Consider the following 22,004-nt stretch of genomic DNA (forward strand, 5'->3'; position numbering starts at 1 on the left):
TCCTATCAAATCGAAAGCTGTATGTTTTGCAATATTCCGCGCATGCTGGGCATGCCTCTCCTGGCTGCCGCGCTGATCCAGTTGCCCGCCCGGGGCCAGGACGCGTCGCTGCGCCTGGGGCAATTGCGGGAATTTTCCTACCTCGCCACCTACGGCACCCTGGCCGAATTGCAAAAACTGAAACCGCAGGTCGGCCAGTGGCCGCAGCGCGACCAGGCGGCGTACTACTCCATCCTGAGCAAAGTCACCCGCAGCTCCGACCGCGCGCTGTCGCTGCAGGCAGTGGCCGAAGAAGAGCGCATCGGCCATCAACTGGATGACGAGACGATCATCGCCAACAGCTTGCTCGACCGCTCCTACCTGTATTCCGCGCTCGAAGACAGGGAGGCGGCCAGCAAGAGCCTGGACATGGCGCGCCAGCTTGCCGACCAGACCAGCGACTTTGCGCTGCAGGCCAAAGTGATCCTGACCGTTGGCCAGGATGAAATCCGGCGCGGCAATGGCCGCAAGGGCCTCGAATTGATCGACAGCGCGGTGGCGCTGGCGGACAAGTCGGGGCAGCCCATCGCCCAGTTCATGGCGCTGCGTGCCCGGGCGTATGCGCTCAATGGCCTGGCCGGCGGCAGCCAGGAGGCGCTCAGGTCGATCGACGTCTTGAAGGCCAAAGCCGCGCTGATCCCGCTCGATGGCCCCATGATCCGGGCCCGTTACGCCGAGTGGGAAATCGCCGAAAGCGCGGGCCAGGTGGCGCGTGCGCGCGACGCCCTCAACGATGTGGTGGCGTGGCTGCAGAAGCACCATATGGACGAAGATGTGCCCGAGCTGCAAGTCACGCTGGCCGACATGAGCTTGAAAAGCCAGGACTACAGGGAAGCCTTGTCGCTCAGCCGCGAGTCCAAGCAGGCGGCGCTGGCCACCGGCAACACCGAAATGGCGGAGATTTCGCAGTTCAACGAAGGCATCGCCCTGATCTACCTGGGCCAGCTTGACCTGGGGCGCGAAGCGATCGAGGCGGTCAACATCGAAATGATGGATGCGGACGCGCTCTCCGAATACGCCCGCGCGCTGGAGTATGTGGGCTTGAAGGAATTGGCGCTGCAGGTCTACGCGCGGGCCCGGCGCAAGGCGCTGGACGCCACCTCGGCCCAGACCCAGCTCCAGAAAAAAGAGCGCGAAGATGAAGAACTCCTGCGCCGCAAGGATGAAAACAGCAAAGACTTGCGCAACCGGTCGAAGCTGCGGCTGGCCTGGTCGGTAGCGGCTGGCCTGGCGGCTGCCGCCTTGCTCGCGCTGGCCCTCCTGTATCGCAAGCTGCGTGCCGCCAACGTCAGGCTGAAGAATTCCGATTTGCGCACGGAATAGCATGTTAAATTTGCATCTCGGAACGAATCACCCACCGGGAGGCAGGCATGAAAGGCAGCATTCCAAGACGTGAATTCCTGAAGCAGGCAGGCATGGCGGGCGTGGCGACGGCACTGGCCAGCCCGGCGCTGGCGGCGACGCGCAGCGTCATGCTGCCCTTCGAAAACGGCGAGCGCGAACTGGTGGCGTTTCCGCAGAAACGTCCGCTGATCTTGCAGACCAGCCGTCCGCCGCAGCTCGAAACCCCGTTCAGCGTGTTTGGCGAAGGCGTGCTGACGCCGAACGATGCCTTTTTCGTGCGCTACCACTGGAGCGCCATCCCTACCGAGATCGACCCGCAAAGCTACCGCCTGAAAATCGCCGGCCACGTCAACACGCCGCTGGAACTGTCGCTGGCGGAGCTCAAGCAGCTTGCCGACCCGGTCGAGATCGTGGCGGTCAACCAGTGCTCGGGCAACAGCCGTGGCCACTTTGCGCCGCGCGCCAACGGCGGCCAGCTTTCCCACGGCGCCATGGGCAATGCGCGCTGGAGCGGCGTGCCGCTGAAAAAAGTGCTGGAGCGGGCCGGCGTCAAGGCCGGCGCGCTGCAGGTTTCCTTCAACGGCCTGGATGCGCCGCCGGCCGGCGACGGCCCCGATTTCATCAAGTCGCTCAATATCGACCACGCGCTGGATGGGGAAGTGATGCTGGCCTGGCAAATGAATGGCGAGGACTTGCCGATGCTGAACGGCTATCCGCTGCGCCTGGTGGTGCCGGGCTACTACGGTACTTATTGGATCAAGCACCTGTCCGACATCAACGTGCTTGATAAACCCTTCGACGGTTTCTGGGTCGCCAGCGCCTATCGCATCGCCGACAATGCCTGCGCCTGCGTGGCGCCCGGCACCGCGCCTGCCAGGACCGTGCCGATCAACCGCTTCAATGTGCGCTCCTTCATCACCAGCCCCCAGGACGGGGCGCGGCTCAAGGCCGGCAAGCCGGTGCTGGTGAAGGGCATCGCCTTCGATGGCGGCTACGGCATCAGCGAAGTCGCCTTCTCGGCCGATGGCGGCAGGAGCTGGCAGGCTGCCGCGCTCGGCAAGGACCTGGGCAAATATTCGTTCCGCGAATGGAGCGCAGCGTTCAAGCCGGGCAAGGGCGAGCACGCGCTGATGGTGCGCGCGCTGAACCGCATTGGCCAAAGCCAGCCCTCAAGCGCGCTGTGGAACGCGGCCGGCTACATGCGCAATGTCGTGGAAACCACCCGCGTCATCGCGGCCTGAGGGGAAATCCGATGAAGACTATCGCCATCATGCTCCTGCTGTGCGCAGGCATAGCCAGCGCTGCCGAAATCAGGCTGCCGGACGAAACGGCGGCCTACAGGCAAAGCACGCTGCCCGGCTACCAGCTGGTGCTGGCCAATTGCCTGCTGTGCCATTCGGCGCAGTATGCCCAGATGCAGCCGCCTGCCTCGCCGCGCAGCTACTGGGAAGCCACGGTAAAGAAGATGAAGAAACCGTTCGGCGCCCAATTCTCCGACGACGACATCCCCGCCATGGTGGATTACCTGGCCAAAGTCTACGGCGCTGAAAAGCCCAAGCCATAGACCGTGGCGGCTGGCGGCGATACAATCTCGCCTTTGCCCATCGCCGACAGCCGCCATGACGATTCCAAGCCCTATCCTGCAAGCGCTCGAGCGCGCCCACCCGTCGTGGCGCCTGATCCTGGAGCGCGGCCTGGATGCGATAGCGGCGGCCAGCCCGGCCTACCTGGCTGAACTCGCGGCCGACAGCTACCTGCCGACCGAATTGCGCCTGTTCGCTGCCTTCCAGCAGCCGCTGGACCAGGTGCGCTACGTGCTGGTAGGGGAAGGCCCATACCCGCGCGCCGAAAGCGCCACCGGCGTCTGCTTCATGGACGGCGCCGTGAAAGGCCTGTGGTCGGAACAGGAGGGCGGCGGCCTGTCCAAGCCGGTCAACAAGGCCACCTCGCTGCGCAATTTCATGAAAATGCTGCTGGTCGCCGACGGCCAGCTCGACGAGTCGAATACCGCCGGCGAAGCGCTGGCCGCCTGCGCGACCCGCGCCAAGGACGGTGCCGCCATCCAGACCCTGGCCGAGATGCAGGAACGCCTGCACAGCCACGGTTTCCTGTTGCTCAATGCCTCCCTGGTATTCCGCCCGCATGTTGCCCCAGTGAAAGATGCCAAAGCCTGGCTGCCATTCTTCGCAACGGTGATGCAGGCGCTGGCTGCCAAACAGCCAAAACTGATCTTGTGGGGCAAGATCGCCGAGCAGCTTAACAAGCTGCCAAGCGTGCAGGCGCTGCCGCAGATCGTTGCGGAGCATCCGTACAACCTGTCGTTTATTGCTAATAAGGAAATGCAGGCACTGTTCGGCCCGATGGGATTGCTGAAGCGGTAACTGTGGCGCGTATTGCCCCGCGGACAGCTAATGGCGTGTCCGGCAAGGTCTGCGCAAGTCTGTTATACTTGACTAAATCGTTCAGGTAATCAGGTTTTGATGTGCGAGAACAGAGCGATATTTTAACTGAGTTGAACCGAGGTTGTGATGCGTCTGACTACCAAAGGCCGTTTTGCAGTGACTGCGATGATTGACCTGGCTATGCGCCAGGGCAAAGGTCCGGTAACGCTTTCCGGAATCAGCCAGCGCCAGTCGATATCCCTGTCTTATCTCGAACAATTGTTCGGCAAGCTGCGCCGCCACGAAATCGTGGAATCGATCCGCGGCCCTGGCGGCGGCTACAGCCTGGCCCGCAAGGCAGACAAGGTGACCGTCGCCGACATCATTATTGCTGTTGACGAACCGCTCGATGCAACCCAGTGCGGCGGCAAGGAGAATTGCCACGGCGCCGACCACGCGAACGGCACCCGCTGCATGACCCACGAACTGTGGGCCACCCTGAACGAAAAGATGGTCGACTACCTGGATTCCGTGTCGCTGCAGGACCTGGTGGACCAGCAAAAAGCCAAGGCCGCGGCAGAGCAGCCAGTCCATGTGCACCGCAACAGCAACCAAGCAGCCCTCGGTTAACCGAATTGGAGTAATTTAGATGAACGCCCCCGAAAAGAACGTCGCCCAGGTAGCACCGGTAGAATTCAAGACCGCGCCGCACTTCCCGATTTACATGGACTACTCGGCGACCACGCCGATCGATCCACGCGTTGCGGACAAGATGATCCCTTACCTGCGCGAACAATTCGGCAACCCTGCATCCCGCAGCCATATGTACGGCTGGACCGCGGAAGCAGCGGTGGAAGAAGCGCGCGGCCACGTGGCCGCCCTGGTCAATGCCGACTCGCGCGAAATCATCTGGACCTCCGGCGCCACCGAATCGAACAACCTCGCCCTGAAAGGCGCGGCCAACTTCTACAAGTCCAAGGGCAAGCACATCATCACGGTCAAGACCGAGCACAAATCCGTGCTGGACACCGTGCGTGAACTGGAGCGCCAGGGCTTCGACGCCACCTACCTGGACACCCAGGACAACGGCCTGATCACCATCGAACAGCTGGAAGCGGCGGTGCGCCCGGATACCATCCTGATCTCGGTCATGATGGTCAACAACGAAATCGGCGTGATCCAGCCGATCAAGGAAATCGCCGCTTTCTGCCGCAAGAAGGGCATCATCTTCCATTGCGACGCCGCGCAGGCGACCGGCAAGGTGGCGATCGACCTGCAAGAGCTGAAGGTCGACCTGATGACCTTTACCGCGCACAAGACCTACGGCCCGAAAGGCGTGGGAGCCCTGTACGTCTGCCGCAAGCCGCGCGTGCGTATCGAAGCGCAGATGCACGGCGGCGGCCATGAGCGCGGGCTGCGCTCGGGCACCCTGCCGACCCACCAGATCGTGGCGATGGGCGAAGCGTTCCGCCTGGCCAAGGAAGAAATGGATTCCGAAATCGCCCGTATCCGCGCCCTGCGCGACCGCCTGGCGGCGGGCCTGCAGGAAATCGAAGAAACCTACGTCAACGGCGACATGGACCACCGCGTGCCGCACAACCTGAACGTGAGCTTCAACTTCGTGGAAGGCGAATCCCTGATCATGGCCGTGAAAGACCTGGCCGTATCGTCCGGTTCCGCCTGCACCTCGGCTTCGCTGGAGCCGTCCTACGTGCTGCGCGCCCTGGGCCGCAGCGACGAACTGGCGCACAGCTCGATCCGTTTCACCATCGGCCGCTTCACCACTGAGAAAGACGTCGACTTCGCGGTCGAACTGCTGAAAGGCAAAGTGGGCAAGCTGCGCGAACTGTCCCCGCTGTGGGAAATGTACAAGGATGGCGTGGACCTCTCCACCATCCAGTGGGCAGCGCACTAAGCGCAGAGCAGAATTCTTAGATTACAGGAGCATCAAAATGGCATACTCGGAAAAAGTCCTCGACCACTACGAAAACCCGCGCAACGTCGGTTCCTTTGAAAAGGGCGACGAGACCGTCGGCACCGGCATGGTCGGCGCACCTGCTTGCGGCGACGTGATGAAGCTGCAGATCAAGGTCGGCGCGGACGGCAAGATCGAAGACGCGAAATTCAAGACCTACGGCTGCGGTTCGGCAATCGCCTCCAGCTCGCTGGTGACCGAATGGGTGAAGGGCAAGTCGCTGGATGAAGCGCTGGCCATCAAGAACACCCAGATCGCGGAAGAACTGGCACTGCCGCCGGTGAAGATCCACTGCTCCATCCTGGCCGAAGACGCCATCAAGGCGGCTGTGAACGACTACAAGGCAAAACACGGCGCCTAAGCAGCGCGCGGAGGAAGTATGACAATCACCCTGACCGAAAAAGCAGCCAAGCATATCAACCGCTACATCGAGCGTCGCGGCAAGGGCATTGGCCTGCGCTTTGGCGTTCGCACGACCGGCTGCTCCGGTCTGGCCTACAAGCTGGAATACGTGGACGAAGTGACTGCGGAAGATTCCGTCTTCGAGTCGTTCGGCGTGAAGGTCTTCGTTGACCCGAAAAGCCTGCCGTACATCGACGGCACCGAGCTGGACTTCGCGCGCGAAGGCCTGAACGAGGGCTTCAAGTTCAATAACCCGAACGAGAAAGACGCTTGCGGCTGCGGCGAAAGCTTCCGCATCTAATTCATCGTGCAAAACCACTTCGACCTCTTCCAGCTTCCCCAGCAGTTCGCCGTTGATGCGGCGGCCCTGGACAGCGCCTACCGCGAAGTCCAGAGCCGCGTCCATCCGGACAAGTTCGTCAACGCCACCGATGCCGAAAAGCGCGTCGCCATGCAATGGTCGACCCGCTCCAACGAGGCTTACCAGACCCTGAAAAATCCGCAGAAGCGCGCGCAATACCTGTGCGAGCTGAATGGCGTCGATTTGAAGATGGAATCCAACACGGCCATGCCGATGGAATTCCTGATGCAGCAGATGGAATGGCGCGAAGAGCTGTCCGAAGCGCGCGCCGGCAAGGATGGCGATTTGCTCGACAAGCTGGACGGCCAACTGCGCGCCGCGCGCAAGGGCCAGCTGGCGCAGATCGAACAGCATTGCAATAGCGGCGACTATCACGCCGTCGCGCAGGGTGTGCGCGCGCTGATGTTCATCGAAAAATTTGGCGAAGAAGTGCGCTTCGCTTACGACGCCATCGAGGCGTAAAAGAACAAGACAGGTTTCACCATGGCTCTTTTGCAGATTTCCGAACCGGGCATGTCGACCGCCCCGCACCAGCACCGCCTGGCTGTGGGGATCGACCTCGGCACCACCAATTCGCTGGTAGCGACCGTCCGCAGCAGCATTCCAGAAGTGCTGAACGACGAAGAAGGCCATCCGCTGCTGCCTTCCGTGGTGCGTTACCTGCCAAACGGCCATGCCAATATCGGCTACAAGGCGCAGGCCCACCAGACCACCGACCCGAAGAACACCATCGTCTCGGTCAAGCGCTTCATGGGCCGCGGCCTGAAGGACATCGCCTACGCCGAGAACCTGCCATACGATTTCGTCGATGCTCCGGGCATGGTGCAGCTGAAGACCGTGGCCGGCGTGAAATCGCCGGTCGAAGTGTCGGCGCAAATCCTGGCAACACTGCGCCAGCGCGCGGAAGACTCGCTGGGCGACGACCTGGTCGGCGCCGTGATCACAGTGCCGGCCTACTTCGACGAAGCGCAGCGCCAGGCCACCAAGGATGCCGCGCAACTGGCCGGTATCAACGTGCTGCGCCTGCTGTCCGAACCGACTGCCGCGGCCATCGCCTACGGCCTGGATAACGGCTCCGAAGGCATCTTCGCAGTGTATGACCTGGGCGGCGGCACCTTCGACATCTCGATCCTGAAGCTGTCCAAAGGCGTGTTTGAAGTGCTGGCCACCGGCGGCGACTCCGCGCTGGGCGGCGACGATTTCGACCATCGCCTGTTCTGCTGGGTGCACGAGCAGGAAAAACTCGCACCGCTGTCCGACGAAGACACCGCCACCCTGATGGTGAAAGCGCGCGAAGCCAAAGAACTGCTGTCGAGCAAGCCGGAAGTGACCATCGACGCCATGCTGCGTTCGGGCGAAGAAGTCCACCAGCGCATCACCCCTGAAATTTTCGCCGACATCACCAAACACCTGGTCGCCAAGACCATGAACGCGGTGAAGAAGGCCCTGCGCGATGCCAACCTCGACGCCGACGACATCGACGGCGTGGTCATGGTGGGCGGCGCAACGCGCATGCCGCACGTACAGCGCGCGGTGGGCGAGTACTTCCACACCATCCCGCACGCCAACATCGATCCGGACAAGGTGGTAGCGCTTGGCGCCGCCATCCAGGCCAACCTGCTGGCCGGTAACCGCGCCGCGGGCGACGACTGGCTGCTGCTGGACGTGATCCCGCTGTCGCTGGGTATTGAAACGATGGGCGGCCTGGTCGAAAAGATCATTCCGCGCAACTCCACCATCCCTTGCGCCCGTGCGCAGGAGTTCACCACCTTCAAGGACGGCCAGACCGCGCTGGCAGTGCACGTACTGCAAGGCGAGCGTGAACTGGTGAGCGACTGCCGCTCGCTGGCCCGCTTCGAACTGCGCGGCATCCCGCCGATGGCTGCCGGCGCTGCGCGCATCCGCATCACCTACCAGGTGGACGCCGACGGCCTGCTGTCGGTCTCCGCACGCGAATTGCGCTCCAACGTCGAAGCTTCGATCACCGTCAAGCCATCCTACGGCCTGGGCGACGACGACGTGGCGCGCATGCTGTCCGAATCGCACACCGAAGCGGAAGCCGACATGAAAGCCCGCGCCCTGCGCGAAGAGCAGGTGGAAGCCGAGCGCATCATGCTGGCCACCCAGTCGGCGCTGGACGAAGACGGTGCGCTGCTGAACGACGAAGAGCGCGCCGCCGTCAACGCCCTGATGGCCACCACCATGGACGTGCTGGTGAAATCCGGCAGCGGCGAAGCCGACCACTACGCGGTGAAAGCCGCCTACGAAGCCCTGGCCCAGGGCACTGAAGAATTCGCATCGCGCCGCATGGACCGCAGCGTGCGCAGCGCACTGGCCGGCAAGACGCTGGACCAGGTTGTTTAATTGACCGAGGAATAGAAGTGCCACAAATAGTCATCCTGCCGCATGCCAAGCTGTGCCCCGAAGGCGCCGTGATCGAAACCGAAGCAGGGAAGTCCGTGTGCGACGTCCTGCTGGAAAACGACATCCACATCGAACACGCCTGCGAGAAGTCCTGCGCCTGCACCACTTGCCACGTGCTGGTGCGTGAAGGCTTCAACTCGCTGAACGAAGCGACCGACACCGAAGAAGACCTGCTGGACAAAGCCTGGGGCCTGGAAGCCTGCTCGCGCCTGTCCTGCCAGTCCATCGTGGCGGAAGAAGACCTGGTCATCGAAATCCCGAAGTACACGATCAACCACGCCAGCGAAGGCGGCCACTGAGCCGGGGTGCAGCATGCTGAAATGGAGTGATGTCACGGCGATTGCCGAAGCCCTGTACGACAAGTTCCCGGACGTCGACCCGACCGCCGTGCGCTTTGTCGACCTGCACAACTGGATCGTCGACCTGGACGGCTTCGACGACGACCATAAGCGCGGCGGCGAAAAAGTACTGGAAGCCATCCAGCAGGCGTGGATCGATGAAGCGCAGTAAGCCCGCAGCTGCAGCGCTGCCCACAACGGTCACCGACATCCCTGAAGTGAAGCCCGGGCAGTCCGTCGCGCTGCTGCAGGAGCTGCACATCCTCACCCGCGACGGCAAGCTGAATCAGGACAGCCGGCGCAAGCTGAAACAGGTCTACCACCTCTACCAGTTCATCGAACCGCTGCTGAACGACGTGCGTTCGGCCAAAGGCGCGGTCTCGCTGGTCGACCACGGGGCAGGGAAGTCCTACCTCGGCTTCATCATCTACGACCTGTTCTTCAAAGCGCTGGGCGACGACTCGCACATCTACGGCATCGAGACCCGTGAAGAGCTGGTGGCGCGTTCCGAAGAACTGGCGCGTAAATTCGGCTTCCCCGGCATGAGCTTCCTGCCGCTGTCGGTCGCCGAATCGACCACTTCCGACAAGCTGCCGGAGCAGATCGACATCGTCACGGCGCTGCACGCCTGCAATACCGCCACCGACGACGCCATCGACTTCGCGCTGAAGAAGAAGGCCAGGCACATCGTGCTGGTGCCATGCTGCCAGGCCGAAGTCGCCTCCGTGCTGCGCAAGAACAAAGGCTCCTCGCTGGGCAAGAACGTACTCACCGAATTGTGGCGCCACCCGATTCACACCCGCGAATTCGGCAGCCAGATCACCAACGTGCTGCGCTGCCTGCAGCTGGAATCGCACGGTTACCAGGTCACTGTCACGGAACTCGTAGGCTGGGAGCACTCGATGAAGAATGAGCTGATCGTCGCCACGTACAAGAACCTGCCGCGCCGCAAGCCTGCCGAGCGCCTGAAGGAAGTCTTGTCCACCATCGGCCTGGATGAAATGGGCCAGCGCTTCTACACCGGCGCCGCCGACGCCGGGCCATCCGCCGAGGTGGCCCCGTGAGCACCGGCTATCCGGCCGGCGCTGGCGCGAGTTCGCTGATCGCGGCTGACGGCGAACGCTGGATCGACCTGCGCAGCGACACCGTCACCCACCCCAGCCCCGCGATGCGCGAGGCCATGTTCGCCGCCCAGGTCGGCGACGACGTCTACGGCGACGACCCCACAGTCAACGCCCTGCAAGCCTATGCCGCAGAACTCTTCGGCTACGAAGCCGCATTGTTTGCGCCATCCGGCACGCAGACCAACCTGATCGCCCTGCTGGCTCACTGCGGCAGGGGAGACGAGTACCTGGTCGGCCAGGACGCCCACACCTACAAATACGAAGGCGGCGGCGCCGCAGTCCTCGGCAGCATCCAGCCGCAGCCGATCACCAACGAGCCAGACGGCAGCATCGCCCTGCAAGACATCGAAGCTGCCATCAAGCCGCAAGATTTCCACTTTGCCCGCACCAAACTGCTCGCGCTGGAAAACACCATCGGCGGCAAAGTCCTGCCGCAGCAATACGTCGCCCAAGCCACCAGCCTTGCGCACGCGCACGGCCTGGCCACCCACCTTGACGGCGCCCGCATCTGCAACGCTGCCGTCAAGCAAGGCATCCCGCTGCAAGACGCAGTGAAAGGCTTCGATAGCGTCTCGGTCTGCCTGAGCAAAGGCCTCGGCGCCCCGGTCGGCTCCGTCCTGTGCGGCAGCAAAGGACTGGTCGAGCAAGGCAAGCGCTGGCGCAAGATGCTGGGCGGCGGCATGCGCCAGGCCGGCGTGATCGCAGCCGCAGGCTTGTACGCCCTGCAGAACAACGTGCAGCGCTTGGCCGAAGACCACGCCAACGCCAGCTGGCTCGCCGCCGAACTTGCCAAAATCGGCGTGCTGCAAGTGAGCGTACCGCAAACGAACATCCTGTTCGTCACCATGCCGCGCGACGCCTGTGAAGGCCTGAACGCCGCGCTGGCAGCAGAACGCATCCGCGTCTCGATGGCCCCGACACTGCGCCTCGTGACCCACCTGGACGTCTCGCGCCCCGACCTGGAAAAAGTCGCCGCCGTTTTCGCCTACTACTTCAAGCAATAATGAACAACGAAGACAACACCGTCCGCCTCGCCAAGCGCGTAGCGGACATGGTTCCATGCTCGCGCCGCGAAGCGGAAAACTACATCGAAGGCGCCTACGTCACGGTTGACGGCGAACTCGTCGAGGAACCGGGCGCCCGCGTCGAAGCCGGGCAAGAAGTCGTGCTTTCGCCGGACGCAACCCTGCTCGATATCGCGCCAGTAACGATCCTGCTGAACAAGCCAGCCGGCGCCGATGCACTGGCCTGCCTGGTACCGGAAGCGCGCAGCAAGGACGCCCAGCGCATCCGCTTCCTCAAGCGCCACCTGCGCAACCTGACCGCCTGCCTGGCGCTGGACAAGCAAGCCAGCGGCCTGTTCGTGTTCACCCAAGACTTCCGCGTCGCGCGCAAGCTGGTGGACGAAGGCGCCACTGTCGAACAGGAACTGATCGTCGAAGTCGAAGGCCAGATCATCGACAACGGCCTCACGCTTCTCAACCAGGGCGCAGGCAAGGTAAGCTGGCAAAACGAACACCGCCTGCGTTTCGCCGTGAAGCCGCCGAAACCGGCGCTGTTGGTCAAGCTGTGCGCCGACGTCGGCCTGAAAGCCACCGCCGTCAAGCGCCAACGCATCGGCCGCATCTCCATGTCCGGCCTCCAGCCCGGCGAATGGCGCTACCTGCAAGGCTACGAGCGCTTCTAAGACCTACTGCCCAGCCCGTGTCACACCATGGGGTCACACCCCAAGTGGGACACGGGCTCTAGCGTAGGGCGGCGGCAGGCCGCTTCGTCTGGCGCTGCACCAGCGGCGCGATCCGCCGGCCTGGCCATCGCGTTGGCACGGGAACTCCAATGCAACGCCAGCCTGGAATCTGGCGCCCTGGTTCGCCTGCTGCCTGCACCCGTCCTCGCCTGCTCGAACACCTGGCTCATTTCACAGCCAAGCTCCCTCTGCTCCATTCGTTACGCGCCAGCGTTGTTAAAAATGCTAGTATTGCCCAAAGCAATCTTTCTCGAGGCTATCCTTGGTAAAGCTCCTAGCGATTGTGGTAATTTGAAAGGCGGGGATTGCTATAACTATTGAATATGAAACTGGCCGGTCGAAATGGCATCGTTATTTTCGAAACGAGCGGCTATCTCGGCGCCACCGGGCACTTTACTTTATGGGACGGCAAGGCTATGGAGCTCGCATTTGCGCCCGGCCCGACGATCGCGAGGTCGGCAGCTGCTATTTCTGGTTGACATCGACTTTTGTGGATCCTAACGGCAAAACGGTTCTACTGCAGGTCGCAAGGATCAAATTCTGGGAACTGAAATGATGCGCCAAACGCTTGTCGCGCTTGTCTGGTTGCTTGCGAGCTTTTGTGCAAGTGCCGCGGTTGAGGTTGAAGACAAATGCCCACTGCTGAAAAAAGGGACGCGTTGGTCGCAATCCTGTTTCGAAACGAAGGGCGAAGTGCGTCAGGTGAAAGCCGAGTACAGGAACCGCATAGTGCCCAACAAATTTGGCTTCGAGACGATTGGACTATCAGAATCGCTGGAACTTGTGGCGGTCAATCGGGAAGGTGTGGTGGTCGTGCCCGGCATTGTGCATGCGGGCGACTTCGATTACCCGACAGCGGAACATGGTGTTGGCCGCTTCAGATCCGGCAATAAATGCGGCTATTTTCAGAGCGATACCTTTAAGATCCTCGGCCCGCCGATTTACGATGCGTGTTGCCCGTTTCATCAGGGCCAAGCGTTCGTTTGCAGCGATTGTGTATCGTATTGCGTAGGCCCCGACTGCATGAATGAACAGCTTGTTGGAGGGAAGGGTTACAAGCTCAACGCGAAGGGTAAGGTGATCAGGGAGTTTGTGCCACGCACACTTGAAAATGCGTGTGGGGACATTGGCGTTGCAGAGATCGGAAAAATGGAAAACGGGAATCCTATGCTGGTTTGCAATTCGTTTCCGGTCCCACAACTTCGGCGGTGAGAAGTCGTTGATTTGCAATACGCGTCCAGCCCCAAGGCTGGGAAAAAGGTAGAAGATGGCAGGAGAAGTCATTCGCCTCGGTGACTCGACGAGTCACGGCGGAAAAGTACTGGAAGGTTCGCAAACGGATATTTGCCATGGCAAGCCGATAGCGTTCATAGGCCATAAAGTGTCGTGCCCCAAATGCAGCGGTTCCCACACGATCGTTGAAGGCGTCCAGACCACGACGATCTTCGGCAAGGGAGTTGCTGTTGCCGGCATGAAGACGTCTTGCGGTGCGACGTTGGTGGCCAGCCAATTTACCGATATCGTGGCGCCGGGCGGTGGAGGAGTTGGGGGCTCAGGGCCTGCCCCGTCGCCCGCCGCAGCTACGGCCGCCTCCGCAGCGCTGGCGCCTGCAATGGCGAAAAGCGGCGCGGCAAGTACCCAACTCGCCGCGAACGAAGGCGGTAACGAGTCGACGGCTGCGGGTGGCCAGGAAAAATCCATCAAGCGCATCTGGTGGTCTTATGGCGACGACGAAACTCCACTCGAGGGAGCATCGCGCCATTACGTTGACCTGAACGTCCACGTTGAAACAGAAAACTACGCAGACGGCGAAGCAGTTGAACTGATCTTGGCCAACGACGACGGCTCAGACCTGTTCGAAGGCAAGTCCGATTTCGCGGTTCACGTCAAAGTTGGCCCTGAAGGCATCGGCAAGGCGATGAACGTCTTTGGCGGCAAAACCGTCATGCTTGGCCAGCTGGGATGAAGTACCTGCTCTTGCTGTTCATGCTGGCAACCTGTGTGGTGGCCGATGCGAAGGCCCAATGTCCTTCAAAGGAAACTGACCGCTGGACTGCCGACTGTTTCACTACCGAAGGTCAAACACGCCGTCTCAAACCGCAGTACCTGAAGCGGCTTAAACCAGACAAAAGAGGCATCGATTTACTTTGGAACGACGAGACCTTTTATTTTGATGCTGTCAATCGCAATGGCGTGGTCGTTATGCCAGGAGTTTACGTGACTGGCGATTTCGACTATCGCGAAGCCGAAAAAGGCGTCAGTCGTTTCAGCTCGAACGGCAAATGTGGCTACTTCAAAGTCACGTCGTTCAAGGTCGTCGTCCCGCCAATTTACGACGTTTGTTATGCCTTCCAGGAAGGCGTGGCCTACACCTGCCAGGACTGCATCGAGTATTGCAGCGAGGATGAGGATTGCCACCTCCCCATGATGGTGAGCGGCCGGGGATTTGAGTTGGACCTGAAGGGGCGCGTGCTGCGGCAGTACACGCTCCCCCCGCTGGAAGGCGCTTGTGGCAAGGTCGGCGTAGCCGAATCCGGCATGCGCTACGGTACCCGGCATTGGCTGCGTTGCAATGAGGACCCGAATGACCCGTTCAAGGTGCCCAAGTCTTGACGATATGGTAAATTCGATCCATTAAGGCAATGGCTATTATTGACATGGATAATGATTTTTCCCTCGTTCGCCGCTGCCTGATCCCGGCGGACGCCTTCATCCTGTGTGGATGCCTGCGTGCGGCAGGCCTGAATGCCACCGTGATGGATGACCAGCACATGCAGGCCGCGCTCCTGCTGGCGCCTGCCATCGGCGGTGCGCGCGTCATGGTGCCGCAAGACGAGTTGGAGCAGGCGCTCGAAGTCGTCGCCGCTTTCGAGCGCGGCGACCTGGCGCTGGATGACGACGAAGACGTGGGCGAGGGGGCTCGCGTCTACGAGTTCACGCCTCGCAAGTAAAGACGATCGCCTGCATCTTGCCTTCGATGGCGCCGCTGCCGAATTTATCGGTCAAGGCTGCGATCACCACGTCGGTCGCTTCCTGAAGGCGCGCCGGATCGCGCGCTTCAATATCCGCCCTGAGCGGCGAACCCTGGCACAAGGCAGTAGCAGTGGATGCTGCGGATGCGGCACGACTGGTTGCCGTCACCACTTCATGCTCGATGTTGCCGCTCCAGCCGGCGCGCTTCAGCTCTTCGAGAATCACGTCGACGTCATGCCAGCCATACGGTACCCGCGCCAGGAAGCGTGGCGGGTCCTCGGGGAACACCTTGGCCAGCGCATGATTGATGGTGGCGGAAAAATCGTTGTGGCTGATGCCGTCCCACACGTTGAAGCAATACAGCCCACCCGGCTTCAGCACGCGGCGCGCCTCGCTGAAACCGCGCGCCTTATCGGGAAAGAACATCATGCCAAACTGGCAGGCCACGGCGTCGAAGCTGCCATCGGGGAAGGGCAGCGCTTGCCCGTCGGCCTCCTTCCATTCGACGCGCGGCGAAACGACTGCCTTGCGCGCCTGCTCCAGCATGGCGGGATTGAGGTCGCTGGCGACGATTTGCGCGGCGGGGATTTCCTGCAGCAGGAGCCGGGTGACGGCGCCGGTGCCGGCGGCTACTTCCAGGATGCGCGAAGGACGGCGCTGCGCGAGGCGGCGCGCCATGTCGATCGCGTAAGGGGTGAAGAGGAGCGGCACCATGGCGCGCTCGTAGGTTTCCGGAATTGAGCCAGTAAAGCTGCTGTCCTTGTCCATGGTTGCCTCCCTTGTCCAAGTCCAGTATAGCGAGTGCTCAGGCGGCTTTGGCGGCTTTTTTCTCGGGTTTCGGCAATTGCACCAGGCGGGTGCCGGCGATGCGGTCGTGCAGGAACTGGCGGTCCTTGTCGAGGAAGGCGGTCAGTGACCACAGAAGCACGCCAGCCAGCAGTGCATATATCGCCTGCCAGTGTTCCAGGTGCAAGGCGTTGCCGATGAGCACTGCGGGGATCACCCACGCCCAGCACAGAACGTAGCGCAGCGTGGCTATCTTCAGCGGTACGTGGCTGTAACCCGGGAATTCCAGCTTGATGCGCCAGGTCTGCATGGCCAGGGTTTGCCCCTTGCGGCTCCATTGGTGGATGAAGTAGGCGCCCAGCGCCAGGAAGACAGTGGCCTGACGCGCATGCCAGGCAAACGGCGTAACAGCGGCTTTGGTGGCGAATTCAACGACCAGCAATGGCAGGAACAGCACGGCAATGCCGAGCAGGATCTCGTAAACCATTGCGATCAAGCGGCGCTTGACGGTCGGAACTACGTTATTTGCTTGCATTAGGAACCGCTGGTGGCGCACTCGGCGCGGCTGGGGTAACGGGGGGCGGCGCGGTCACATCCGCAGCCGGTGCAGTCGTGTTTGTGGCAGGTGCCGCAACTGGAGCGTTGAACGCAGCGGCGCCCGGCGCGGCGGCAGATGTCGTCGGAGCAACGCCGCCCGCGCCCAGTGCGCTGCCCGGGGGCACGATGGCAGGCGAGCCCTGCGGCAAACCGATCGGTGCAGGCGGTACCGTGCCTTTTGGAACCGTGCCCGGCGCCGGCACCAGGCCATGGCCTTGCGCCTTGACCGGAGCCGGAGTCTTCACGGTGGACTGCGCCAGGCTAGGAGTTTTTACGACCTGGTTATTGTTCTTGGCAGCGGCCGCATCGGCCAGGGCTTTCTTGGCTTCGTCCGGCAATTGCTGGTACTGCTCCCACTCGGCCGCCCGCTGGCCCGGTGGCGTGGCTTTCTTCTGGGCGCGCGCAAAGTTCTCGCGCACGGACTTGCGTTCGGCAGGCGACAGCGCCACCCATTCGCGCATGCGTTCCTGCACGCGCGCTTTTTCGTCCGGCTTCATCTTGGCCAGGCGATTGCCGATGGATATCCATTTCTGCTTGCGCACCGGACCCAGTTCTTCCCAGGTCGCCTCGAGCGGCGCCAGGGCTTGTTGCTGGGCAGGTTTCAGGTCGGACCAGTGGGGTTTTTCACCCACTGGCTTGGCAGGCGCTGCAGCGGTGGCGGCAGTCGAAGGCGCCGGCGCAGGGGGCGAAGCAGGGCGGCTCACCAGCCATACGACGGCAGCAATTCCCACGCCTGCTAACGCGATTACACCAGCGATCCATTTTGTCCTGCCACTTACACGCGCCATACTTTATTGCTCGCGAGTCTCGAGATAGGCGCCAAAGCCCTGGTCAAGGTAAGCAGACAGCGGCAGCTCATCGGACAGCAAAGCTGCGTCCATCTCTGCCAGTTCCACGATCGATTGCTGTTGTTCGTACTGGTACACGCCCACCATGCCGCCCATCAGCAGCAGCAATGGCAGGGCCACGCTGACGCGGTTGAACCAGGCAAACGGGTTGGTGAAGAAGCCGCTGGCGCCGCCGGCTACAGCCGGGGCGGTACGGCTTGCGCGCACGCGGGCCGGAGCGTCGGCCTTCTTGCGCTTCATTGCCGCCATGCGGGCCGCGGCCAGGCGATCCGTGGTCGAGGCTGGCAGATCGTCTAGCTTTTCATTGAGCGCGCGCCGCACGCCGTATGCAAAGTTGGTGTCTTCGGTGTTCATAACTTAATTCCCTTGGCTTTGAGCGATTCAGCGAGAGTGTGTGTTGCTCGCGAGCAATGCGTTTTTACGCTCCCTTCGGAACATCCCATCGCTTCGGCAGTTTCTGCTACGTCCATGTCCTGCCAGTAACGCATGAGGAACGCTTCTCGTTGACGCGTAGGCAGTTTTTGCACTTCTTCTTCAATTATCTGCAAGATTTGTGCCCGTTCTACCTGATCCGCACTCGACTCGGCCGCCTGGGTACCCTGTTCAGCCTCGTAGGATTCCAGTATATCAAAGTCCTCATGCTCTTCCTGGCCGGGGCCAAGGCCCGAGAAAAGACTTACCCAAGTATTACGGACTTTTTCGCGGCGGAAATAATCAAGTATCGTGGTTTGCAGGATGCGCTGGAACAGCGCCGGCAATTCGGCTGCCGGCTTGTCGCCGTATTTTTCGGCGAGCTTGATCATGGCATCCTGCACAATGTCCAGGGCCGACTCGTCCTTTCGGACGGCGTAAACCGCTTGCTTGAAGGCGCGGCGCTCGACACTTTCGAGGAAATCCGATAATTCTTTGTCTGTGGCCATGCGTCGGGAAGAGGGCTGCGCTATATCGCTAGTCTGAACAATCCGGCATTTTAACAAAAAAAGCAGAATAAGCTTGACCAATATGGTGCAGCGCGGTAACGTTAAGGACGCTTTGTACACAACAAGGCTCCCCGGTTCTTCGGCACAGGCACACAAAGCCGTTCTGGAAAACCAGCTTTCTATTGTCAGCAGTTTGCTCTAACCCGTGCCACAAGCGCGAGAGGTAGGCCAGAAACCGCTGCAAAACTCCGGCCAAACGAGTTGCGTTTAGCACCGGCTTGTACTCCAGCTACGCATGGGGGAAGGGTCAGTGTCACCGCAGAAAGAAGGGAAGCCGAGAGTCGTGCACGGTGACGCCCACTTCGCTAGGCAAGAGCATCCGATCAATCTCCTATGGACCTTGAAAGGAATGTTTCATGAATACCGAAGCTCCCATCACGGGCGCCGAAATCCTTGTCCGCTGCCTCGCTGAGGAAGGCGTAGAACATGTTTTCGGATATCCCGGCGGCGCCGTCCTCTATATCTACGACGCCATCTTCAAGCAGGACAAATTCCAGCACATCCTCGTTCGCCATGAGCAGGCCGCTATCCATGCCGCCGATGCGTATTCGCGCAGCTCGAACAAAGTCGGCGTGGCACTGGTCACATCCGGACCTGGCGTCACCAATGCGGTGACCGGCCTGTCCACCGCATACATGGATTCCGTTCCGATGGTGGTGATTTCCGGCCAGGTGCCGAGCCACGCCATTGGCCAGGATGCGTTCCAGGAATGCGACACCGTCGGCATTACTCGCCCGGTGGTCAAGCACAACTTCCTGGTGAAGGACGTGAAGGACCTGGCGGAAACCGTCAAGAAAGCCTTCTATATCGCCAAGACCGGCCGTCCAGGCCCGGTGCTGGTCGATATTCCAAAAGATATTTCGATGCACAAGCACGTGTACTCGTATCCGAAAGAGATCGAGATGCGTTCCTACCGCCCGGTAGACAAAGGCCACGCCGGCCAGATCCGCAAGGCGCTGCAGCTGCTGCTGTCGGCCGAGCGGCCAATGATCTACACCGGCGGCGGCGTGATCCTGGCGCATGCATCGAATGAGCTGAACAAGCTGGTTGAGAAGCTCGGCTTCCCTGTCACCAATACCCTGATGGGCCTTGGCGGCTCGCGCGCATCCGACCCATGCTTCGTCGGCATGCCCGGCATGCACGGCACTTACGAAGCCAACCTCGCGATGCAGAATTGCGACGTGCTGATTGCGATCGGCGCCCGCTTTGACGACCGCGTGATCGGCAATCCGAAGCACTTCAGCCAGAACCCGCGCAAGATCATCCACATCGACATCGACCCATCCTCGATCTCGAAGCGCGTGAAAGTGGACATTCCTATCGTCGGCAACGTGAAGGACGTGCTGGTCGAACTGCTGTCGCAGCTGGACGCGACCGAGCAGCGCCCCAACGCATCCGCGCTGAAAGACTGGTGGAAGCAGATCAACGAATGGCGCGGCCGCGATTGCCTGAAGTACGCCACTTCCGACCTGGTGATCAAGCCGCAGCAGGTGGTGGAGTCCTTGTACGACATCACCAAGGGCGACGCATTCATCACCTCCGACGTGGGCCAGCACCAGATGTGGGCTGCGCAGTACTACCGTTTCGACAAGCCGCGCCGCTGGATCAATTCCGGCGGCCTGGGCACCATGGGTGTCGGCCTGCCGTATGCCATGGGCGTGCAGATGGCCAATCCTGACGCCACCGTCGCCTGCATTACCGGCGAAGGCTCGATCCAGATGAACATCCAGGAGCTGGCGACCTGCAAGCAGTACCGCCTGACGCCGAAGATCATCCTGTTGAACAACCGTTTCCTGGGCATGGTTCGCCAGTGGCAGCAGATCGACTACGGTTCGCGCTATTCCGAGTCCTATATGGACTCGCTGCCGGACTTCGAAAAGCTGGCCGAGGCTTATGGCCACGTCGGCATGCGCATCGAAAAACCGGGCGACGTCGAAGGCGCTTTGAAGGAAGCGTTTGGCATGAAAGACCGCCTGGTTTTCATGAACTTCATTACCGACCAGAGTGAAAACGTGTGGCCGATGGTGAAAGCCGGCAAAGGCCTCTCCGAAATGCTGCTTGGCTCGGAGGACCTGTAATCATGCGCCATATTATTTCTGTACTGCTCGAAAACGAAGCGGGTGCGCTGTCCCGCGTGGTCGGCCTGTTCTCCGCCCGCGGCTACAACATTGAAACGCTGACCGTTGCGCCGACCGAAGATGCGACCCTGTCCCGTATGACCATCGTGACCACCGGTTCCGATGACATCATCGAACAGATCACCAAGCACCTGAACCGCCTGATCGAAGTGGTGAAGGTGGTGGACCTGACAGAAGGCCAGCACATCGAGCGCGAACTGATGCTGATCAAGGTCCGTGCCGTCGGCAAGGAGCGCGAAGAGATGAAGCGCACCGCCGACATCTTCCGCGGCCGCATCATCGACGTGACCGAAAAGACCTACACCATTGAGCTGACGGGCGCCAAGAGCAAGCTGGACGCCTTCATCGATGCGATTGACCGCACCTCGATTTTGGAGACCGTCCGCACAGGCGGCTCCGGCATTGGCCGCGGCGAGCGCATCCTCAAAGTTTAAATAATTGAACGACAATTCAAACGAATTCACACCCAAGGAATGACCATGAAAGTTTTCTACGACAAAGACGCTGACCTCTCCCTCATCAAAGGCAAGAACGTTGCCATCATCGGCTACGGCTCCCAGGGCCACGCGCACGCGCAGAACCTGACCGAATCCGGCGTGAACGTGACCGTTGGCCTGCGCAAGGGCGGCGCCTCCTGGAACAAGGTTGAAGCGGCGGGCCTGAAAGTGGCGGAAGTGAACGAAGCGGTGAAGAATGCCGACGTCGTGATGATCCTGCTGCCGGACGAGAACATCGCCCAGGTTTACAAAGAAAACGTCGAACCGAACATCAAGCAAGGCGGCGTATTGGCCTTCGCCCACGGCTTCAACGTGCACTACGGCCAAGTCGTGCCGCGCGCCGACCTGGACGTGATCATGATCGCGCCTAAGGCGCCAGGCCACACCGTGCGCGGCACCTACCGCCAGGGTGGCGGCGTGCCGCACCTGATCGCCGTGTACCAGGATAAGTCCGGCTCCGCCCGCGACATCGCCCTGTCGTACGCATCGGCCAACGGCGGCGGCAAGGCCGGCATCATCGAAACCAACTTCCGTGAAGAGACCGAGACCGACCTGTTCGGCGAACAAGCAGTCCTGTGCGGCGGTGCCGTGGAACTGATCAAAGCCGGCTTCGAAACCCTGGTGGAAGCGGGCTACGCGCCGGAGATGGCTTACTTCGAGTGCCTGCACGAGCTGAAGCTGATCGTCGACCTGATCTACGAAGGCGGCATCGCCAACATGAACTATTCGATCTCCAACAATGCGGAGTACGGCGAGTACGTGACCGGCCCGAAAGTGGTGACTTCCGCCACCAAGGAAGCAATGCGCCAGTGCCTGAAAGACATCCAGACCGGCGAATACGCCAAGAGCTTCATCCTCGAGAACAAGGCCGGTGCACCGACCTTGATCTCGCGCCGCCGCCTGACTTCCGAGCACCAGATCGAAGAAGTCGGCGCCAAGCTGCGCGCGATGATGCCTTGGATCGCCAAGAACAAACTGGTCGACCAGTCCAAGAACTGATTGTCCCTAGAAGCAGACTTCAACGGCCCCTCGGGGCCGTTTTTTTTATAC

At 61.3% G+C, this 22,004-nt stretch carries 28 protein-coding genes; 23 read left to right on the forward strand and 5 right to left on the reverse strand.

Annotated elements, in window-relative coordinates; all coding sequences use genetic code 11:
- Positions 1-21 precede the first annotated feature (21 nt).
- The 20 genes from ASD07_RS22680 (at position 22) to ASD07_RS22775 (ending at position 15,086) form a co-directional block, all read left to right on the forward strand.
- The gene (locus tag ASD07_RS22680) at positions 22-1,362 is read left to right on the forward strand and encodes a hypothetical protein (RefSeq protein ID WP_055935500.1); all 1,341 of its coding nucleotides are present in this window, start codon (positions 22-24) and stop codon (positions 1,360-1,362) included.
- Positions 1,363-1,409: 47 nt separating this feature from the next.
- Positions 1,410-2,624 (forward strand): molybdopterin-dependent oxidoreductase, encoded by a 1,215-nt coding sequence (locus ASD07_RS22685; RefSeq protein ID WP_055935501.1) that lies wholly within the window; start codon positions 1,410-1,412, stop codon positions 2,622-2,624.
- A gap of 29 nt (positions 2,625-2,653) precedes the next feature.
- Positions 2,654-2,947 (forward strand): cytochrome c, encoded by a 294-nt coding sequence (locus ASD07_RS22690; RefSeq protein WP_373922099.1) that lies wholly within the window; start codon positions 2,654-2,656, stop codon positions 2,945-2,947.
- A 55-nt stretch (positions 2,948-3,002) separates the two neighbouring features.
- Positions 3,003-3,764 carry a uracil-DNA glycosylase gene (locus ASD07_RS22695; protein WP_055935505.1) on the forward strand — a complete coding sequence of 254 codons (762 nt, stop codon included), beginning with the start codon at positions 3,003-3,005 and terminating at the stop codon, positions 3,762-3,764.
- Positions 3,765-3,911: 147 nt separating this feature from the next.
- Positions 3,912-4,394, forward strand: a complete 483-nt coding sequence (gene iscR / locus ASD07_RS22700; RefSeq protein WP_028104363.1) for a Fe-S cluster assembly transcriptional regulator IscR — start codon at positions 3,912-3,914, stop codon at positions 4,392-4,394.
- A gap of 19 nt (positions 4,395-4,413) precedes the next feature.
- Positions 4,414-5,679: an IscS subfamily cysteine desulfurase gene (locus tag ASD07_RS22705; protein ID WP_055935508.1), complete on the forward strand. Its 1,266-nt coding sequence runs from the start codon at positions 4,414-4,416 to the stop codon at positions 5,677-5,679.
- A 37-nt stretch (positions 5,680-5,716) separates the two neighbouring features.
- Positions 5,717-6,100 carry a Fe-S cluster assembly scaffold IscU gene (gene iscU / locus ASD07_RS22710; RefSeq protein ID WP_028104361.1) on the forward strand — a complete coding sequence of 128 codons (384 nt, stop codon included), beginning with the start codon at positions 5,717-5,719 and terminating at the stop codon, positions 6,098-6,100.
- Between the two features lie 18 nt (positions 6,101-6,118).
- A complete protein-coding gene (gene iscA, locus ASD07_RS22715) occupies positions 6,119-6,442 on the forward strand; it encodes an iron-sulfur cluster assembly protein IscA (protein WP_055935510.1) in 324 nt (107 codons plus the stop codon).
- 6 nt (positions 6,443-6,448) lie between these two features.
- Positions 6,449-6,964 (forward strand): Fe-S protein assembly co-chaperone HscB, encoded by a 516-nt coding sequence (gene hscB, locus ASD07_RS22720; RefSeq protein WP_055935513.1) that lies wholly within the window; start codon positions 6,449-6,451, stop codon positions 6,962-6,964.
- 21 nt (positions 6,965-6,985) lie between these two features.
- Entirely contained in the window at positions 6,986-8,866 is a 1,881-nt protein-coding gene (hscA, locus tag ASD07_RS22725; protein WP_055935515.1) for a Fe-S protein assembly chaperone HscA, read from the forward strand.
- A 17-nt stretch (positions 8,867-8,883) separates the two neighbouring features.
- Entirely contained in the window at positions 8,884-9,225 is a 342-nt protein-coding gene (gene fdx / locus ASD07_RS22730) for an ISC system 2Fe-2S type ferredoxin (RefSeq protein ID WP_055935517.1), read from the forward strand.
- Between the two features lie 16 nt (positions 9,226-9,241).
- Positions 9,242-9,436, forward strand: coding sequence for a Fe-S cluster assembly protein IscX (gene iscX, locus ASD07_RS22735; RefSeq protein WP_055936388.1), 195 nt, complete (start codon positions 9,242-9,244; stop codon positions 9,434-9,436).
- Positions 9,423-10,328 (forward strand): SAM-dependent methyltransferase, encoded by a 906-nt coding sequence (locus tag ASD07_RS22740; RefSeq protein WP_055935519.1) that lies wholly within the window; start codon positions 9,423-9,425, stop codon positions 10,326-10,328. The genes iscX and ASD07_RS22740 overlap by 14 nt, the downstream gene beginning before the upstream one ends.
- A gap of 38 nt (positions 10,329-10,366) precedes the next feature.
- Positions 10,367-11,392, forward strand: coding sequence for a low-specificity L-threonine aldolase (ltaE, locus tag ASD07_RS22745; protein ID WP_055936390.1), 1,026 nt, complete (start codon positions 10,367-10,369; stop codon positions 11,390-11,392).
- Positions 11,392-12,075, forward strand: coding sequence for an RNA pseudouridine synthase (locus tag ASD07_RS22750; RefSeq protein WP_055935521.1), 684 nt, complete (start codon positions 11,392-11,394; stop codon positions 12,073-12,075). Before ltaE ends, ASD07_RS22750 begins: the two co-directional genes overlap by 1 nt.
- Positions 12,076-12,458: 383 nt before the next feature.
- The gene (locus ASD07_RS31105) at positions 12,459-12,614 is read left to right on the forward strand and encodes a T6SS effector amidase Tae4 family protein (RefSeq protein WP_229207277.1); all 156 of its coding nucleotides are present in this window, start codon (positions 12,459-12,461) and stop codon (positions 12,612-12,614) included.
- Positions 12,615-12,687: 73 nt separating this feature from the next.
- The gene (locus tag ASD07_RS31110; protein ID WP_057245545.1) at positions 12,688-13,347 is read left to right on the forward strand and encodes a hypothetical protein; all 660 of its coding nucleotides are present in this window, start codon (positions 12,688-12,690) and stop codon (positions 13,345-13,347) included.
- 55 nt (positions 13,348-13,402) lie between these two features.
- Positions 13,403-14,101, forward strand: a complete 699-nt coding sequence (locus ASD07_RS30405) for a PAAR domain-containing protein (RefSeq protein WP_082507525.1) — start codon at positions 13,403-13,405, stop codon at positions 14,099-14,101.
- The gene (locus tag ASD07_RS22770) at positions 14,098-14,748 is read left to right on the forward strand and encodes a WG repeat-containing protein (RefSeq protein ID WP_055935529.1); all 651 of its coding nucleotides are present in this window, start codon (positions 14,098-14,100) and stop codon (positions 14,746-14,748) included. The genes ASD07_RS30405 and ASD07_RS22770 overlap by 4 nt, the downstream gene beginning before the upstream one ends.
- Before the next feature lie 44 nt (positions 14,749-14,792).
- Positions 14,793-15,086 carry a DUF2007 domain-containing protein gene (locus ASD07_RS22775; protein ID WP_055935531.1) on the forward strand — a complete coding sequence of 98 codons (294 nt, stop codon included), beginning with the start codon at positions 14,793-14,795 and terminating at the stop codon, positions 15,084-15,086.
- Here ASD07_RS22775 and ASD07_RS22780 read toward each other — a convergent pair.
- Genes ASD07_RS22780 through ASD07_RS22800 form a run of 5 tightly spaced genes read right to left on the reverse strand, consistent with a single transcriptional unit; the run spans position 15,070 to position 18,283 of the window.
- Complete coding sequence (locus ASD07_RS22780) at positions 15,070-15,876, reverse strand: class I SAM-dependent methyltransferase (RefSeq protein WP_055935533.1); 807 nt, start codon at positions 15,874-15,876, stop codon at positions 15,070-15,072. The two genes, ASD07_RS22775 and ASD07_RS22780, sit on opposite strands and share 17 nt — an antisense overlap.
- A 37-nt stretch (positions 15,877-15,913) precedes the next feature.
- Positions 15,914-16,429, reverse strand: coding sequence for an RDD family protein (locus tag ASD07_RS22785; protein WP_055935535.1), 516 nt, complete (start codon positions 16,427-16,429; stop codon positions 15,914-15,916).
- On the reverse strand, positions 16,416-17,222 hold the full coding sequence (locus ASD07_RS22790) for a DUF3106 domain-containing protein (protein ID WP_055935537.1): 807 nt from the start codon (positions 17,220-17,222) through the stop codon (positions 16,416-16,418). Before ASD07_RS22790 ends, ASD07_RS22785 begins: the two co-directional genes overlap by 14 nt.
- A 60-nt stretch (positions 17,223-17,282) precedes the next feature.
- Entirely contained in the window at positions 17,283-17,693 is a 411-nt protein-coding gene (locus ASD07_RS22795; protein WP_055935539.1) for a DUF3619 family protein, read from the reverse strand.
- Positions 17,690-18,283 (reverse strand): RNA polymerase sigma factor, encoded by a 594-nt coding sequence (locus ASD07_RS22800; protein ID WP_255357034.1) that lies wholly within the window; start codon positions 18,281-18,283, stop codon positions 17,690-17,692. Before ASD07_RS22800 ends, ASD07_RS22795 begins: the two co-directional genes overlap by 4 nt.
- Positions 18,284-18,675: 392 nt before the next feature.
- Here ASD07_RS22800 and ASD07_RS22805 point away from each other — a divergent pair, with 392 nt between their 5' ends.
- From ASD07_RS22805 to ilvC, 3 genes are read left to right on the forward strand one after another with little or no spacing between them, the layout of a single operon-like run.
- Complete coding sequence (locus ASD07_RS22805) at positions 18,676-20,397, forward strand: acetolactate synthase 3 catalytic subunit (RefSeq protein ID WP_055935543.1); 1,722 nt, start codon at positions 18,676-18,678, stop codon at positions 20,395-20,397.
- Positions 20,398-20,399: 2 nt separating this feature from the next.
- Positions 20,400-20,891: an acetolactate synthase small subunit gene (ilvN, locus tag ASD07_RS22810; RefSeq protein ID WP_055935546.1), complete on the forward strand. Its 492-nt coding sequence runs from the start codon at positions 20,400-20,402 to the stop codon at positions 20,889-20,891.
- Between the two features lie 3 nt (positions 20,892-20,894).
- Entirely contained in the window at positions 20,895-21,953 is a 1,059-nt protein-coding gene (gene ilvC, locus ASD07_RS22815) for a ketol-acid reductoisomerase (RefSeq protein ID WP_255357035.1), read from the forward strand.
- The last annotated feature ends 51 nt before the right edge of the window (positions 21,954-22,004 follow it).

This window comes from Duganella sp. Root336D2 (assembly GCF_001425005.1).
GTDB lineage: Bacteria > Pseudomonadota > Gammaproteobacteria > Burkholderiales > Burkholderiaceae_D > Rugamonas.

Excerpts from the sequence above, each read along its gene's own strand:
- ASD07_RS22680 (WP_055935500.1), top strand. The coding sequence starts at position 22 with ATGTTTTGCAATATTCCGCGCATGCTGGGCATGCCTCTCCTGGCTGCC.
- ASD07_RS22685 (WP_055935501.1), top strand. The coding sequence starts at position 1,410 with ATGAAAGGCAGCATTCCAAGACGTGAATTCCTGAAGCAGGCAGGCATG.
- ASD07_RS22690 (WP_373922099.1), top strand. The coding sequence starts at position 2,654 with ATGCTCCTGCTGTGCGCAGGCATAGCCAGCGCTGCCGAAATCAGGCTG.
- ASD07_RS22695 (WP_055935505.1), top strand. The coding sequence starts at position 3,003 with ATGACGATTCCAAGCCCTATCCTGCAAGCGCTCGAGCGCGCCCACCCG.
- iscR (WP_028104363.1), top strand. The coding sequence starts at position 3,912 with ATGCGTCTGACTACCAAAGGCCGTTTTGCAGTGACTGCGATGATTGAC.
- ASD07_RS22705 (WP_055935508.1), top strand. The coding sequence starts at position 4,414 with ATGAACGCCCCCGAAAAGAACGTCGCCCAGGTAGCACCGGTAGAATTC.
- iscU (WP_028104361.1), top strand. The coding sequence starts at position 5,717 with ATGGCATACTCGGAAAAAGTCCTCGACCACTACGAAAACCCGCGCAAC.
- iscA (WP_055935510.1), top strand. The coding sequence starts at position 6,119 with ATGACAATCACCCTGACCGAAAAAGCAGCCAAGCATATCAACCGCTAC.
- hscA (WP_055935515.1), top strand. The coding sequence starts at position 6,986 with ATGGCTCTTTTGCAGATTTCCGAACCGGGCATGTCGACCGCCCCGCAC.
- ASD07_RS22740 (WP_055935519.1), top strand. The coding sequence starts at position 9,423 with ATGAAGCGCAGTAAGCCCGCAGCTGCAGCGCTGCCCACAACGGTCACC.
- ASD07_RS22750 (WP_055935521.1), top strand. The coding sequence starts at position 11,392 with ATGAACAACGAAGACAACACCGTCCGCCTCGCCAAGCGCGTAGCGGAC.
- ASD07_RS31105 (WP_229207277.1), top strand. The coding sequence starts at position 12,459 with ATGAAACTGGCCGGTCGAAATGGCATCGTTATTTTCGAAACGAGCGGC.
- ASD07_RS31110 (WP_057245545.1), top strand. The coding sequence starts at position 12,688 with ATGATGCGCCAAACGCTTGTCGCGCTTGTCTGGTTGCTTGCGAGCTTT.
- ASD07_RS30405 (WP_082507525.1), top strand. The coding sequence starts at position 13,403 with ATGGCAGGAGAAGTCATTCGCCTCGGTGACTCGACGAGTCACGGCGGA.
- ASD07_RS22770 (WP_055935529.1), top strand. The coding sequence starts at position 14,098 with ATGAAGTACCTGCTCTTGCTGTTCATGCTGGCAACCTGTGTGGTGGCC.
- ASD07_RS22775 (WP_055935531.1), top strand. The coding sequence starts at position 14,793 with ATGGATAATGATTTTTCCCTCGTTCGCCGCTGCCTGATCCCGGCGGAC.
- ASD07_RS22780 (WP_055935533.1), bottom strand. The coding sequence starts at position 15,876 with ATGGACAAGGACAGCAGCTTTACTGGCTCAATTCCGGAAACCTACGAG.
- ASD07_RS22785 (WP_055935535.1), bottom strand. The coding sequence starts at position 16,429 with ATGCAAGCAAATAACGTAGTTCCGACCGTCAAGCGCCGCTTGATCGCA.
- ASD07_RS22795 (WP_055935539.1), bottom strand. The coding sequence starts at position 17,693 with ATGAACACCGAAGACACCAACTTTGCATACGGCGTGCGGCGCGCGCTC.
- ASD07_RS22805 (WP_055935543.1), top strand. The coding sequence starts at position 18,676 with ATGAATACCGAAGCTCCCATCACGGGCGCCGAAATCCTTGTCCGCTGC.
- ilvN (WP_055935546.1), top strand. The coding sequence starts at position 20,400 with ATGCGCCATATTATTTCTGTACTGCTCGAAAACGAAGCGGGTGCGCTG.